Origin of the sequence: Fodinisporobacter ferrooxydans (genome assembly GCF_022818495.1) — a bacterium.
Lineage (GTDB): Bacteria > Bacillota > Bacilli > Tumebacillales > MYW30-H2 > Fodinisporobacter > Fodinisporobacter ferrooxydans.
Window position 1 is genome coordinate 4,090,911 of record NZ_CP089291.1, and the last position, 13,654, is coordinate 4,104,564.

General features: G+C 43.5%; 16 protein-coding genes and 1 pseudogene. 4 read left to right on the plus strand and 13 right to left on the minus strand.

The features are described from left to right. Positions 1 to 72: 72 nt before the first annotated feature. From LSG31_RS19660 to LSG31_RS19670, 3 genes are all read right to left on the minus strand, one after another. Positions 73 to 864 (minus strand): SDR family oxidoreductase, encoded by a 792-nt coding sequence (locus tag LSG31_RS19660; RefSeq protein WP_347436732.1) that lies wholly within the window; start codon positions 862 to 864, stop codon positions 73 to 75. A 180-nt stretch (positions 865 to 1,044) separates the two neighbouring features. Further along, positions 1,045 to 1,263, minus strand: coding sequence for a hypothetical protein (locus tag LSG31_RS19665; RefSeq protein ID WP_347436733.1), 219 nt, complete (start codon positions 1,261 to 1,263; stop codon positions 1,045 to 1,047). A gap of 524 nt (positions 1,264 to 1,787) precedes the next feature. Continuing rightward, on the minus strand, positions 1,788 to 2,567 hold the full coding sequence (locus tag LSG31_RS19670; protein ID WP_347436734.1) for a class I SAM-dependent methyltransferase: 780 nt from the start codon (positions 2,565 to 2,567) through the stop codon (positions 1,788 to 1,790). A 333-nt stretch (positions 2,568 to 2,900) separates the two neighbouring features. Here LSG31_RS19670 and LSG31_RS19675 point away from each other — a divergent pair, with 333 nt between their 5' ends. Continuing rightward, complete coding sequence (locus tag LSG31_RS19675; RefSeq protein WP_347436735.1) at positions 2,901 to 3,347, plus strand: GNAT family N-acetyltransferase; 447 nt, start codon at positions 2,901 to 2,903, stop codon at positions 3,345 to 3,347. Between the two features lie 549 nt (positions 3,348 to 3,896). Next, positions 3,897 to 4,313, plus strand: a complete 417-nt coding sequence (locus tag LSG31_RS19680; RefSeq protein WP_347436736.1) for a DUF1284 domain-containing protein — start codon at positions 3,897 to 3,899, stop codon at positions 4,311 to 4,313. Between the two features lie 309 nt (positions 4,314 to 4,622). On the opposite strand, the gene LSG31_RS19685 is transcribed toward LSG31_RS19680, so the two are convergent. From LSG31_RS19685 to LSG31_RS19705, 5 genes and pseudogenes are all read right to left on the minus strand, one after another. After that, positions 4,623 to 4,934, minus strand: coding sequence for a hypothetical protein (locus LSG31_RS19685; protein ID WP_347436737.1), 312 nt, complete (start codon positions 4,932 to 4,934; stop codon positions 4,623 to 4,625). Positions 4,935 to 4,978: 44 nt separating this feature from the next. Then, positions 4,979 to 5,212, minus strand: a pseudogene (locus tag LSG31_RS19690) (cupin domain-containing protein); the annotation flags it as partial. A 3-nt stretch (positions 5,213 to 5,215) separates the two neighbouring features. Continuing rightward, positions 5,216 to 5,842, minus strand: coding sequence for an NAD(P)H-dependent oxidoreductase (locus LSG31_RS19695; RefSeq protein ID WP_347436738.1), 627 nt, complete (start codon positions 5,840 to 5,842; stop codon positions 5,216 to 5,218). A gap of 195 nt (positions 5,843 to 6,037) precedes the next feature. Then, the gene (locus LSG31_RS19700) at positions 6,038 to 6,634 is read right to left on the minus strand and encodes a TetR/AcrR family transcriptional regulator (RefSeq protein ID WP_347436739.1); all 597 of its coding nucleotides are present in this window, start codon (positions 6,632 to 6,634) and stop codon (positions 6,038 to 6,040) included. Between the two features lie 115 nt (positions 6,635 to 6,749). Further along, on the minus strand, positions 6,750 to 7,652 hold the full coding sequence (locus LSG31_RS19705) for a DNA-3-methyladenine glycosylase family protein (protein WP_347436740.1): 903 nt from the start codon (positions 7,650 to 7,652) through the stop codon (positions 6,750 to 6,752). 406 nt (positions 7,653 to 8,058) lie between these two features. Here LSG31_RS19705 and LSG31_RS19710 point away from each other — a divergent pair, with 406 nt between their 5' ends. Then, positions 8,059 to 8,637 (plus strand): bifunctional transcriptional activator/DNA repair enzyme AdaA, encoded by a 579-nt coding sequence (locus tag LSG31_RS19710; RefSeq protein WP_347436741.1) that lies wholly within the window; start codon positions 8,059 to 8,061, stop codon positions 8,635 to 8,637. Then, positions 8,634 to 9,146 carry a methylated-DNA--[protein]-cysteine S-methyltransferase gene (locus tag LSG31_RS19715; RefSeq protein ID WP_347436742.1) on the plus strand — a complete coding sequence of 171 codons (513 nt, stop codon included), beginning with the start codon at positions 8,634 to 8,636 and terminating at the stop codon, positions 9,144 to 9,146. The genes LSG31_RS19710 and LSG31_RS19715 overlap by 4 nt, the downstream gene beginning before the upstream one ends. 643 nt (positions 9,147 to 9,789) lie before the next feature. Here the strand turns inward: LSG31_RS19715 and LSG31_RS19720 are convergent. From LSG31_RS19720 to LSG31_RS19740, 5 genes are all read right to left on the minus strand, one after another. Beyond that, complete coding sequence (locus LSG31_RS19720; RefSeq protein ID WP_347436743.1) at positions 9,790 to 10,533, minus strand: hypothetical protein; 744 nt, start codon at positions 10,531 to 10,533, stop codon at positions 9,790 to 9,792. A 129-nt stretch (positions 10,534 to 10,662) separates the two neighbouring features. Next, positions 10,663 to 11,163 carry a hypothetical protein gene (locus LSG31_RS19725; RefSeq protein ID WP_347436744.1) on the minus strand — a complete coding sequence of 167 codons (501 nt, stop codon included), beginning with the start codon at positions 11,161 to 11,163 and terminating at the stop codon, positions 10,663 to 10,665. Positions 11,164 to 11,354: 191 nt separating this feature from the next. Then, on the minus strand, positions 11,355 to 11,492 hold the full coding sequence (locus tag LSG31_RS19730) for a hypothetical protein (protein WP_347436745.1): 138 nt from the start codon (positions 11,490 to 11,492) through the stop codon (positions 11,355 to 11,357). A gap of 119 nt (positions 11,493 to 11,611) precedes the next feature. Beyond that, entirely contained in the window at positions 11,612 to 12,406 is a 795-nt protein-coding gene (locus tag LSG31_RS19735; RefSeq protein ID WP_347436746.1) for an SDR family NAD(P)-dependent oxidoreductase, read from the minus strand. Positions 12,407 to 12,473: 67 nt separating this feature from the next. Then, positions 12,474 to 13,271 (minus strand): bile acid:sodium symporter family protein, encoded by a 798-nt coding sequence (locus LSG31_RS19740; protein WP_347436747.1) that lies wholly within the window; start codon positions 13,269 to 13,271, stop codon positions 12,474 to 12,476. Between the last annotated feature and the right edge of the window lie 383 nt (positions 13,272 to 13,654).

A 13,654-nucleotide genomic window follows, 5' to 3' on the forward strand; every position in this document is an offset into this window, starting at 1 on the left:
GATTTGGCGCATTCGAGTGCGGAAGATTTGGTTAGATGAATCACCTCGGATTTCTGTCCGTTCTACCTTTATCTAACGCATGAATCCACCTTCCGAGTGTATGACTTGCCCGGTAATCCATTCTGCGTCATCACTGGCTAAAAATGCAATGAGCCGAGCCGCATCTCGTGGCTGACCTACTCTTCCCATTGGAAAACGCGGCAATAGTTTTTGTTGAATTTCATCAGTCATCCATCCAGTATCCGTAGGCCCAGGATTTACAGCATTAACAGTAATTCCTTTATGGGCAACTTCAGCAGAAAGCGTCAAAGTCAGAGCGTCTACCGCACCTTTCGTTGTTGCATATGCGATCTCTCCAACCATGGCACCTTTTGATTGTCCGGATGTTACGTTTATAATCCTACCGCCAAACCCCTTAGAAAAACGGCGAACAAATTCAACACTTAGCAACGTGGTTGCACGAACATTTATGACGTAATGGTTATCAAGAGATATATAGTCAAGAGCCTTGTATCCATCATTTACAGAATGACATGCATTATTTACTAGAATAAAAGGTTCTCCAAGTGTTTTTTCAACTTCATTCAAAACCTCAACTGGTGAGTTTGGATTTGATAGGTCAATTTCCATACATTCACATCGCACGCCTAAATCTTGTATTTCTTTTTGTAATCTAAACGGTTCTTTCCTATCTGCTCCCCAGGGCATTTGTTTGTCGTAGTCCGTCCAATATGTAAAGAAAATATCAGCACCCTCTCCGGCAAGTGCCGTACATATAGAAGCGCCTATACCTTTCAGACGACTTACCCCTGTCACTATAGCAATTCTCCCATTCAGTTTTTCTCCGTTACTATTTTCTTTCATAAATTCTCCCCCTCTCTTTTTAATACAATCGTACTTTCATGTATAACGAGCATATCATATGGAGCGTTAATTGCGAAAACTATAATACCTGTAAATTCCAGAAACAAAGGCTGGTCAATAAACAATGAGCTGCATAAAAACTAAAATCCTGACGAATTCTAGCCGTCAGGATTTATACGTTTATTTCGTTTGTTGTGCAGATTGGGTTTGCATAGCAGATTGTACTTGGCTGATTGTTGTTTGTGCTTGGGCAATCTCATTTGAACATTGTTTTAGTGCTTCTTGTGCGACTTGTTGATTGGAAGCGGATTGTTGAATGGCTTGGCTAACGAGTTCTTTTGCCAGAGTAATGGCTGCTTCCGCTTGCTTTAATTGATCTGTGTTAATCTGTTGTGGCATTTGCAATATCCTCCTGTATTATATTGGTTCCAACGATAGACTTCCCAACCATATCCGTTTTTATTGCGCTAATTTTTGGAACTAAAATTCAACGCTCAAGCCGCAACCTAAAAAATCAGGAAATATCTAACATAAAACGGATGAACTACTCGAGCATATTTTCCACATTTTTTACATAATCACGCCAAAATTTCTCAAAAACCTAATGATACTATGTAAATGTATTATTTAATACGCTTTGAAATCACAAATTTAGGAGTGATTCAAATGCAATACGTTGCCAAATTGAACATCAACGGAACATCACGTGAAATAACAAGCAAACATATGCCTGAGTGGATGGCTAAAAAACATATAGTATCTATTGTAAAGGAACTTACCAGACTGGGAAAACAGGTCAAATTGATAAGTTTTCGACCAAAAAAATGAATATAACATCTTCAAATCATTTCCAAAGACCCATATTAACCTATTATGGGAAAAGGATATTGGGAGCGGCATATCCGAAAAATGAGAAACATCTATCACCGCTTCACCCCGTGTAGCAAGGAACATTTGAGGCAAAACGATATTGGTTTCTGCTCTTCATCGATTTCAACACGAAAGGCTTGCTTACATGGGAATGAGGCAGTTCTCAAAAATTCAATTAATTGGAACCGTACGTCTTGTGGGGTTCGTGCTCGCCTAACCCAGTTTTCAAATTCGATCGGGAGATCCCACATTAGTTTCTCTTGAAACGACAGACCATTTTCTACAAACCAGGCACGGTACTCCGAAAGCCTATATTCCCGCACATGAGACGGATCTCTCAAACGATCGAGGTCATTTACAAAGGTATCCAGATCTGGATTTTCTGGGGCATAGTGATCCACCAGCAAAAATATTCCACCTGGTTTAAGTACCCGTGAGATTTCTCGTATTGCACGCTTTGCATTTGGAAAATGGTGAGCAGCAAACCGACATGTGACCAAATCGAAAGTTTCATCAGAAAAAGTAAGGTTTTCAGCATCACCTACACAAAACTCGATATTCTTGACTCCCCGATCTTTTGCAAATTTTGCTGCAACCTCAACCATTTCTTCGGTCAAGTCGATTCCAATACTTTTTTTCACAAATGGAGAAAAGGCAAGTGCCGTGTGTCCAGCACCGGTACCGATATCAAGAACTCGTTCCGTCCCTGAAAGAACAACGGATTCAACCATGTAACGTAAATCTTCTCCTGCAGCGAACAACGGTTCATCACGATAATCCCCAGCATTGTTTTGAAATTGTTTCCGAACCGCATCTTTCATACTGTTCTTCATGAAATACACCTCGCATCTATGGAAAAAGCTTTGATAATCCGATCATACTGATAAAACTGCCATAGGTCTAAGATAAAAAATTTATAGAAACCATAGATTTATCCTATAGATGCGATGATTTGGTGGAATCAAATTATGGGCTGATTATACGCCAAAAAATTCCTCCGTTGTGATATCATGATTTTAACATGGAAAAAACACTGGGGGCCATTCAATGTTTATAGTGTTGATGCCGTGCATTCCAAGCGGACGTATTACACCGTTTGATAAATGCCGATGATAAATCCATTACAGGCATATGCGCATTTCAAAATATAAGGAGCGAATACAATCATGCATCGGTTGGCTGTCGATAACGATATACCTGCACTTGTAACTCTGAAATACAAAATGTTTGAGGAAATAGACATGGCACACCTATTGGTTGACGATTTCATCAGCGAAGTGACCGAGGATTATCGCAAACTTTATTCACTTGGCATGGCACAACATTTTGTTATCGAACACGATGGCAGGATTACTGCATGTGCCGGAGCATTCATAAAGGACGACATTCCTTATCGTTATTTCAAGGAACGTCAGTACGGTTTCATCGGTGATGTCTATGTGCATCCGGAGTTCAGAAAACGAGGGTATGCCCGAACTTTGACCAACGCTGCTTTACATTGGTTCGCTGAGCGTGATGTGAAAACAATCCGATTGCTTGCGAGCCAAAATGCCCGCCCTCTCTATGCGTCTTTGGGCTTCATAGGAACAGATGAAATGGTGTTACACAGATAGGTTTCAGCAATGTCTGCCCGCAAACGTTCCATTGAATGTTCAATAACTGATATAATCAATCTAAAACGATGCTCCGGATGTTACTTTGAAACTATCTAATATGAAGCATTTCAATGAATATGGCGAATCCAGTCAATCGTAAGAGCCACAAATCCTAACAAAAATCCACCAACTGAAGACCAACCAGAAAAAATGTGTCTAGTATCTTAAAAGTACCTCACTAGAATCATTGGAAAATCCTCCATTTCCGATAACCCTCAAATTAGGGAAGTTCTTAGGTATGAGGAGCCGGGATTCTATATACCCGAATAAAGGGAACACTACGGTTTATTTCTTTCCGTCGTGATGATTTGGAAACTTTGTAAACATATGTTTTCCAGGATTACTTGAGTCAATTTTGCGGGCATATGCTTCGTCCAACCATGGCATAAGATGAAGCATTCCTGCAAAAATGGTACAATTGGATAGAAAGTGATAATCACTTTGCTAAAGACCAAGTTCGGTTAAGCTCTACATTGTACATGGCAACTAACAGGAGGAAACCGCCGAATGTTTCGATTACGTGGCCATCATCTCTTATGTCTGCTTGGGTATCGTGGTATGGGTTACTCTCGCGAATACGTGGAAAACATGACTCAACTGCACCATACCTTGCGAACAGCACCGGAAACGGAGGTTCTCCTCGTGGCCGGAGCTGATGATTTATGCGAAAAATTCCCTGAGTTCCAGACATGCCACTGTGACGATCGAAACATCCATGAGCGGGATGCCGCGGTTCTTAAGAGGCTAAATCTACAGATTGGGCAAAAAATGCGATGGGAAGACATGCTGCAGCGCATCGGGAATAACATTCTATCAAAGGACATTGGGACGTTGTGCAACACCTGTTCATGGCGATCCTATGGAGTTTGCGAAGAGGGCATTAAAGACATCAAGGCAGGCAAAGGTCTACGGATTATTGGATAAATGATTAATGCCGCCACCGGACCATCTGCGTAATATCGTTCCGCATCGGGTACCAATTCATCATCCTTCATGGCGATCCCGTGATAAACGATTCGCACGGCATCAAGTAGCCAAACTTCCGATCCCATCATACGAATTTCCTTTGTTGCGCCTGCTCAGCCTCTCCTGCACTGGCACCACGATACAAAGTTTCACACCTTTGTATCGTTTCAAAGATTGCATTCGTGATGAATGACTTCCCCGCCGCCAAGATACTTGCTTATAAAACGGCTGCAGGCAAGCAATCTTTGCGATTTTCACAGATGCGCCCTATAACCGCTTCTCCGATATGGCAACAGGTTTGAAGCCCATTTTTGTATCGAACAAATGATCATGATCGAAAAAGATGAAGTCGGTTGTTGTCATGGCGTTTCCTTTTTTGTACGACTCCCGACTGTCCTGGATCATTTGCTTAAGTTTTTTGTCCGATTTTACTTCCACATCGATCGATTGAAAATCTTCTTCTTGAAGTACAATGGTGAACTTTCCTTTACCCGGAATCAGTACTTGGCAAACAGAATTATCCCTGTTCATTTTTTCGATTTTATCCATTAATTCTTCCGGAGACTGAATCTGCTCCATTCGTATTCACCACCCAAATTGGTGCTGCTATTTCGTGATTATAATTATACCGTCTCTGAATGATTCATCATTTGATGAGGTACCCCTGGTGGAACTTCGACTCCTTGATGAGCTGTTAAGGTTTCCAATTGCCCGTCCACCTCAAGTGTAGCCATCCCCGAGAGAACAAAAAAGAATTGTCGAGACCTCTCGTGGTAGTGCCGTACTTCTTTACCGCCTGGTGGCATCTTTTCATGAATGACGCTGAGGTCTTCGCCATTGACCAGATGCCAACCATTTCTTCACATTCTATTGGATCCAACCGTTTGTGTCCAAGGAATTCCTGAATGATTTAGCCCGTATCGAGCCTGACGGTATACATGTGCTAACCATTTTCTTCGTCTGCTTTCCGTACTACGCTTTACCCCAGTAAACATGAAGCGCTTCACTGGTCGTAAGCCACAGAATCTGAGCGTGGCATATCCGACTGCAATCCACTCGGTACTTCGCCGGAACAACCTCGCATACCACCCTGGAGAATCAATAGTATAGAAAACCCATGCCGATTTCCCTCGCAGCAGTCCTTTCGGAACTAGTCCTTCGTAGGTAAATGCAAAACCGGACGCTAGAACCCTATCAAAGAATCCTTTCAGAATCGCCGGAGTTCCGTACCACCACACGGGGTAGATGAAGATCAGGTGTTCTGCACGCAGTATCAGCTCACGGTAGCGGGCAGTTACCGGGTCATCCTTCATATCCCTGCGTCTTATCTGATCGTTGTAAATTAGTACCGGATTGAAGTTGTCCTTGTAGAGATCGACGATGGCCATTGTGTGACCAGCTTCTTTGAGTCCACGTTCCACTTGCTCCAAGACCGCTGCATTAAAGCTTTTCGGGTTTGGATGGGCATAAATCACGAGTACATTCATATATAAAGCCACTCCCCGTTCTTAATAGGGTAAGGCAACCAACACCACGGCTAAAAGAAGCATGATTTTAAGAGGAACTCAACCCTTACGGTGCATAGCATTTTGTTCGGCACTTCCAACGGCAGTTACGCCATAAATACGCTCCTACACTCAGTGTCAACACGAAGAATCTTTCGACTCGGAGCAAGGCCCTGTTCATTCCGCTTCCACTCTCTCCTTGTGTGATTTTAAGTACCTTATGCTCATCTCTCTCAAAACACGATAGGCTCCTTCGAGGTTAAACTTGGGGTCGATCAGCGATTGCAAGGCTAAGCCATCAAAACAAGCCAGCAAAATTGCAGACATGTTCGCTGCATTCGGCAAAGACTGCCCTGCTACCGCCTCTATCGCCTGTTCGACACCTTCTTTCCCTCGCATCAAAAGTTCCCGGACCTCAGGCTGAATCGTGGGATTCCGAAGGCCAAGTACAAACAGCTCGTATCGCAATCGATACCAGTCTGAATGCGCGCGTACCCGCTTCATCGACTCCGTGAAGGCAGAATCGGCAAGTTCGTCCCCACTCACGGATTGACGTAAATAATCCATACGAGCACAATACTCATCAGTGGCTTCCCGAACCACGGCTGCCAATAGATCCTCTTTGCTGTCAAAGTAATAATGAACCAGTCCCGGAGATAGTCCTGCTTCTCGAGCAATATCCTTGATCGATGTCTTCTCGTATCCGTTCGCTGCTAATACCCGGTATGCAGCTTCAATGAGTTGCGTTCGTGCGTTCCCATCTTTTGATTTCATATTCTCACCTTATTTTGGTTGGTCACACAACCAATATATCGACGAGGCAAAACATTGTCAAGATATTCCTATCGCATCTACACATAGCACTCCGTCCTCCGGTTTGGAGTAGAACCTAGTTATCACCAATCAAACTTTGCCACAAATAATACGTTGCATAGCTCCGCCACGGTGCCCATGCTTCTGCCAACTGTCGCACCTTATCCTCTTTAGGACGCTGGGACAGACCATACAGCTTTTGAACAGCATTTTGAACACCGATGTCCGCCGCAGGCAGCACGTCCGGCTTTCCCATGCCGAAGAGAAGGAAGCATTCCACCGTCCATCGTCCGATTCCACGAAGAGCTGTTAATTCCTCCAAAATCTGTTGGTCCGACATATGCCACAAGCGTTCAAGGTCAATCTTCCCGCTGACAATCGTTCGGGCAAAATCTATGACATACTCGGCTTTTCGCTGGCTGAATGACTGTGCCCGAAGCTGTTCATACGACCAACTGGCGACCTGTTCCGCGGAAGGGAAAACTGGCAAAAAGCCGTTATTCCAATTCATAGTCTCCTCACCCAGATCCACCAGCCGTTCGACCAAGGTTGCGGCAAATTGGACATTGAGCTGCTGTCCGATAATCACCTTGACCATCGACTCAAAAAGGTTTATATCCTGGATCGGGCGTAATCCATACTGTCGTTCGATAAGGGACGCCCACCTTGGATCTTGAGACATCGTTGCATAAAAATCTGTCAGATCCTGCTCGATGGAAAACATCCTTCGAGTACGATTCCGAATTTCTACCCGTTCCTGTTCCGACAAATCATCCGGATAGGACAGACTGAGTACCGGAACGTCAACAGTGCCTCCTCCGGAAACCGTTATAGGGACGACTTTAGCTTTTAACCTCAGGGCCCTTGTATAGGATGCCGCCTCCAGATCAATCACAGTCACCTTTGAGGGACGTGACAGAGGCCGTTGCAGCATCCTCTGAAAGTCGAAGGGTGCAGCAGGAACCAAGTATTCAACCATGACTATTTCCCCTTTCCAAATCGACCTGGTGCTGTTTAACCGCTTTATTCGTCTAAACCTTTAGTTTTCCCATTTTAACAACCCGGCCCACCACTTTATGTTTGGCGTTTTGTACGAATTTCAGAAATTTTTTTAAGAACGAGTGTCGCTAATTAGCTTCAAGTTCAACTATTGCATGACTGGCTGGAATTTCGGTGAATTTGAAACCACCGAGAGTGGCACTCGTGCAATTCTGGTAACGACTTTCAGTGAGACAGTTGCCAACAACCCAAACCTAGACACCCAAGATACAACCTCTTTTTACCACCTTTTGAAAGACTTAGGCTTGCGTTTTCTTGCGGTCATATTTTCAAGCTGTGACAATGCAGGGGTACACGATGTATATTTGAATGGGTGGGTGATGATTGTGGACAAAGCACTCTGGAGAGCCATAATAAATTGTGACACGACCTTCGACGGCGAATACTACTACGCTGTAAAAACGACAGGCATCTTTTGCCGCCCTTCGTGCCGTTCCCGCACGCCGAGGCCTGAGAATGTACTCATATTCAACAGCGTGAATGAGGCAAAAGCAGCTGGCTTTAGACCATGCAAACGGTGCCGACCGGATGAAAGTCCGCTTGGACCTGATGCAACGCTTGTCGAACATGCCAAATCCATCATTGAGCTGCGGTATCACGAGCCACTTACACTTAATACACTAGCACAGAATCTGAAAATAAGCCCCTATCATCTACACCGGGTCTTCAAACGATTGACGGGGTTTACCTTGGCGGAATGTATCTTTCAGAGACGAATCCATGCAGCGGAAGAGGCATTACGAACCGAGCCATTCCGTACAGTCACGGAAATTGCTTTAGCAGTCGGGTTTCGAAGCTTATCTCATTTCTCGACTGTCTTTCGGAAGACATTGATGCAGAGTCCGAGCGACTATCGGACTCTGCACATGACGGGGCAAGAGCCTGCAAAGGAGGCAAAGCAATGACACCTTCACCGGTAAATATCTATTGGAGCTTGTACAAACATGACGAGTGGAGATTTTATCTGGCGGCAACAGATAGCGGACTGTGCTGCATGACTCTGCCCAATGAATCCTTTGAGACATTGGAACTGTGGGTAAAAAAACACATTGTCGGCGCAGTCATGCTGTACGATAAGAGCAAGCTGGAGCCATATGTCCGACAGCTCGCGGAGTATTTTGGTGGCAACCGTCGGGAATTCACCTGCCCACTGGATCTAAGAGGGACTCCATTTCAAGTTCGAGTCTGGCATGAATTGCTTCTGATTCCGTTTGGGAAAATCAAAAGCTATTCCGAAATCGCTGCGGGCATTGGCCATTCCACCGCTGTCAGAGCAGTGGGGGCCGCAAATGGGGCAAATCCGATTCCGATTGTCGTTCCCTGCCACCGAGTCATAGGCAAAGATGGTAGGCTCAACGGATATCGTGGCGGTATAGATATGAAGGCAGATTTGCTGGCGCTGGAAGGTCTTTGAGAACATACATATCGCACCGAATCATTTCAGAAGGTACATGATCGTCAAAGATATATCGATGTATTTGTGGATGAATCGTTTTTTCACGGAAGCCCTATAAATGGTAGATCGCTGTTGAATTAAGGCCTCTTTTTAACGGCAGATCACAAGGAACGATTGTTTTGTGTTCAAGTTGTCCAATTGGATATCGCAACACATCCATGCTTACCCCTCCATCTCCCTCTTCACTCTAGTACATATTGCACATTCCCACTCCAATCCTGTAAAAAACACCTCAAACCATCTCCACATATAGTCTGTGACCAACCGCCGCGAATTCACCGCTTATCGTACAAACGTATACGCCCGTTCCTCAGGAGGAAAATGTCTGCCATGAAAGGAAAAATGCTTTTCTCTGACGGGCACTGGTCAAACCACTCTATTTGTTTTCACTAGGCAAAATCCTTTGGTGAAAGAGATTTGATGAAGTCAGTCGTTGTCATAGCGTTTCCTTTTTTGTACGATTCCCGGCTGTCCTGAATCATTTGCTTAAGTTTTTTGTCCGATTCTACATCCCCAGCGATAGATTGAAAATCTTCTTCTTGAAGAACAATACCTGAATCCGTGAGGATTCAGGTAAATACTTTATCTATAGGAGAATAAGCTACTCTGTCTTGACTTGATTCCGATCAACATAAATATGCACAGTATAATCCAATTCATCCCCTTCATCGGTGACAAGTTGCATAAGGATACCTTCCTTTATATTGTTTGGGTGAATATCTTCATTTTTCACTGTAATTAATTGTAAGCCATTTCGTTTCGGCTGTGCAACAAGAATGAGTTGATTTCCTTTCGTAAGTACCTTTTTTACATCCGCTTGCATAACGACAATCAAGGTTTTTTCAAACACGTGGTTCTCTCTAAATGCTGCATTGTCATGAACTTTGACAAACTCTTCATCAATCCCCACATCATGCAGAAAATCATACATAATTGAACCGGTTTTATAACTGGCAAACAGCCTATGCAGAGAATAATGCAGGCGGTTTGGCACATAACTCCAACGTCCACCACCGACTGAACTATGCCAATACGATTTATACGCCGGTCTTTCCCAATTTGGGTCGTTACACCCGATTTGATATACGATTTTTTTTCCGTTTTTAATGATTTCAGGGATTGGATTCAATACTGTCGGATAAGGTGTTTGAGTGAATGATGTGACTTTTATGTCTATAGGATTTTTTGGTTCCAATCTTTTGATACGCTGTGATAACTGTTCATTCTCCTTTTGCAATTCTCTGATTTTATTTCCTGAATATTCTGAATTATTTTGAGCTGTTACAACAATTGGTGAACAGGTAAGAACAAAAATAGAGAAAACCATAACCAATACTTTTCTCATAGTATCACCTCTAGGTTATGGTTTCTCCCTTCCTCATTCACTATACTGATCCGCAAAACATCCCCATAGAATTGCGCCACACTTCCGCAAAAAAAGACGACAATTGAGTTGTCACTACCGTGCGTTTATTTATTGACCGGGTTTTGCGGTAGGTATCGATAAATAAACAGTCTGTAATATGTTTTCACCTACAGATTGATCCGTGACATCAAATTTCATTATGAATCCACCCCCGCCTGAACCTTGAAATGGTGGTTTAGGAACATGGAAAATTCCCTTAAATGTGCCATCTGCATTGACAGGAATCGTAGTCTTTGCGATTAAAACACCTTTTGCTAAATCCGCTGTACTCGAACCAGGTGTTTGAAATAGCAAAACACTTATATTCGAAACTTTGGACGATCTATGTATCGATCCTGATACTGGAATACTCTCTCCCGCTTGAAATGTTTGTCGCGGTTTCGGTGTGTCAATTGCAAGTACGGTATTGTTAGGTACAAGATTACCAAGCGACGATTTTGAAGGATCAGATGGTGGACCATTTCCTAATCCTGCATTTGAACTGCAACCAACAAGTAACATTCCCATTATTGAAGCGGCTGTCATAACCGATACCATTGATTTTTTCATTGTCAAGCCACCTCTTACCACCGATTATACAGCGGTAACAGTTTCAACCGCATTAACCAAATACCGGTAAATCACCGCAAGGATTGCGATACGAATGTTCGACCGATAAAGATAATATCCTTCAACTCTATATGCTGTTCTCTTCTGATCACCTCGCTCATCTCCTTTAATCTCAGCTAAGAACAAATGCTTCAACTAAAATAATGAATCCCCATGGCTTCCCTAACTTCCTGCATCGTCTGTTCCGCAATTCGTTTTGCCACTTTCGCCTTGCATTCCATGCAGCCGATTTTCCCGTCTCGACAGGCATCAGCGATTTCAGGAATCATGGATTGAACAAAAATCTACTTTTGGCGTCTGGTATCCCTCTTCAGAGATGAATAAACTTTCCGCTGCATCTTGTGGAATGTCCAGCTATTCGTTTATATGGCACATCTCCGATGTCCAATCACATGCATCTAATGCTTTGCCCACCATCGACCGGTAGGCATACACCCGTAATAAAACTCGATTCATCTGAGGCAAGGAACACTGCTGCATTCGCTACGTCCCAAGCTGTACCCATGTGCCCCATTGGACACTGTGCGTTGCGTGATGCCACCATCTCTTCTACACTACTGTATTCGCCCGATATCTGACGGTAAATAAGCGGTGTATCGAGCAGACCTGGCAGAATTGCATTGACGCGAATGCCATAGGGAGCATACTGGAGAGCTATTACTGATGTCAGGTGGTTAACCGCTGCTTTTGTCGCGCTGTAAACTGGATATGGATAACCTGTGTAGCGTATACCAGCTAACGATGAGATATTTATGATAGATCCACTTCTTCGTTCGACCATATGTGGCAATATGTATTTCATGGTGAGAAACACACTGTTCAGATTGACGTTTATCGCCTTGTTCCAATCAGTCTCAGAAATTTCTATTGGGTCTCCCATTTTTACAATGCCAACATTATTGTGGAGTATGTCAATTTTTCCAAACATTTCGAGGGTTTCGGCCACAACCTCTGCAATCTCTTTTGAACTTGTAACATCTGCGGACCGCGCCTCGCAAATTCTTTTTTCATTTAAAATAACGTCTCTTGTTTGTTCTGCTGCCTGTAAATTCACATCAACAGCCATAACACTCGCTCCTTCGCGTGCATAGGCAACTGCCGCAGCCTTATCGTTTCCCCATCCATCCCCAGTGGATCCTGCACCGAAGACGATTGCAACTTTATTGGCTAAACGATTGCTCATATTGTGGCCTCCTGATTTTATTCATAAGAATGGAAGAGTGAATATCATGTGTTTTGAGAATGCTTTTTCAGGATATTTCGACTTCCGTTACCGTGCTCGAATTCTCGTATCCTTCGTGCCTGGAATTTGCAGTCCGCTTCATGTATGATGCAACGAATCCGCCCAAAGTGAGATTACATACCATATTTAAGATTGCTGCAACAGCAGCTAGTGGTCCAAAGACATCGTTCGACAACACAGCCGCAAGGGCGGAATTACAAATCCCTATTTCAAATACCAGAGAACGGCAACTACTTTTGTCAATTCTAAGTGCTTTACCATAAAGAAAACCTATTACCATCTGTGCTCCAACCTGAAAAATGACGGCAATCCCAACGAGCAATAAAATCCCCGAATTTCGGTACAAAACATCTGATGCGTCCGAGACGACTCCGAGCACGATTCCATATAATGCGAGCGAGGAAAGGATTGGGGCGAATGATTTCAAAAATATCCTTGCCAAAGGGAATATGGATTGAATGATGATTCCTGTTAGTAACGGCAAGAACACGATCCGGAGCATTTTCCATACAAATGGGAAGTACGCAATGTGTACCCCAGTACCAACGAAGAGTTTTGCAAGCAGTGGTGTGAGGATCGGCCCAATAAATGTATCTACAGCTGACATGGTTACACTATATGCAACGTCTCCGCCGCCTATCAATGAATTTAGATTCGCTGATGTTCCACTTGGAACTATCCCTGACATCACAATGCCGTTGGCCAATGAGGAATGAATTCCAAAAAAGAGAACAGCTACAAGTACACCAATGATTGGAGCAATTAACCACTTCTTTTTAACCGCCTTCATGACAATATAGAACATGACGCCAGCTAACTACACCTCACTGTGTATTCCCAAACTTTCAGTTTTTTCTCCAACTTAAGAATGGATTAATTAAACTTTCGCTGCCTCATTGATTAAATTGTATCAGTTCGTCCGTTCCCACTATTTTACTAAATGTGTTGATACACAGCACTCCACATGTAAGGTATTGTATATCGTGTTAATTATGGTGAATCGTTGTGAATACACTTCATTTGTATGCAGCGGTTACAACATTTTGATAACGTGAGTTTATTTACAGTGAATTATGTGAATAGAGTGCGTGGTCATTGTGTGGTCATGTGGTCAATTTCATCCAACCCTATATCCAATCACGTTCCCGCATACAGCATAAAAGTCCCAATGGCACATACACCATTGGG

Excerpts from the sequence above, each read along its gene's own strand:
- LSG31_RS19695 (WP_347436738.1), bottom strand. The coding sequence starts at position 5,842 with ATGAATGTACTCGTGATTTATGCCCATCCAAACCCGAAAAGCTTTAAT.
- LSG31_RS19685 (WP_347436737.1), bottom strand. The coding sequence starts at position 4,934 with ATGGAGCAGATTCAGTCTCCGGAAGAATTAATGGATAAAATCGAAAAA.
- LSG31_RS19715 (WP_347436742.1), top strand. The coding sequence starts at position 8,634 with ATGACACCTTCACCGGTAAATATCTATTGGAGCTTGTACAAACATGAC.
- LSG31_RS19680 (WP_347436736.1), top strand. The coding sequence starts at position 3,897 with ATGTTTCGATTACGTGGCCATCATCTCTTATGTCTGCTTGGGTATCGT.
- LSG31_RS19720 (WP_347436743.1), bottom strand. The coding sequence starts at position 10,533 with ATGAGAAAAGTATTGGTTATGGTTTTCTCTATTTTTGTTCTTACCTGT.
- LSG31_RS19675 (WP_347436735.1), top strand. The coding sequence starts at position 2,901 with ATGCATCGGTTGGCTGTCGATAACGATATACCTGCACTTGTAACTCTG.
- LSG31_RS19740 (WP_347436747.1), bottom strand. The coding sequence starts at position 13,271 with ATGTTCTATATTGTCATGAAGGCGGTTAAAAAGAAGTGGTTAATTGCT.
- LSG31_RS19660 (WP_347436732.1), bottom strand. The coding sequence starts at position 864 with ATGAAAGAAAATAGTAACGGAGAAAAACTGAATGGGAGAATTGCTATA.
- LSG31_RS19665 (WP_347436733.1), bottom strand. The coding sequence starts at position 1,263 with ATGCCACAACAGATTAACACAGATCAATTAAAGCAAGCGGAAGCAGCC.
- LSG31_RS19735 (WP_347436746.1), bottom strand. The coding sequence starts at position 12,406 with ATGAGCAATCGTTTAGCCAATAAAGTTGCAATCGTCTTCGGTGCAGGA.
- LSG31_RS19700 (WP_347436739.1), bottom strand. The coding sequence starts at position 6,634 with ATGAAATCAAAAGATGGGAACGCACGAACGCAACTCATTGAAGCTGCA.
- LSG31_RS19670 (WP_347436734.1), bottom strand. The coding sequence starts at position 2,567 with ATGAAGAACAGTATGAAAGATGCGGTTCGGAAACAATTTCAAAACAAT.
- LSG31_RS19725 (WP_347436744.1), bottom strand. The coding sequence starts at position 11,163 with ATGAAAAAATCAATGGTATCGGTTATGACAGCCGCTTCAATAATGGGA.
- LSG31_RS19730 (WP_347436745.1), bottom strand. The coding sequence starts at position 11,492 with ATGATTCCTGAAATCGCTGATGCCTGTCGAGACGGGAAAATCGGCTGC.
- LSG31_RS19705 (WP_347436740.1), bottom strand. The coding sequence starts at position 7,652 with ATGGTTGAATACTTGGTTCCTGCTGCACCCTTCGACTTTCAGAGGATG.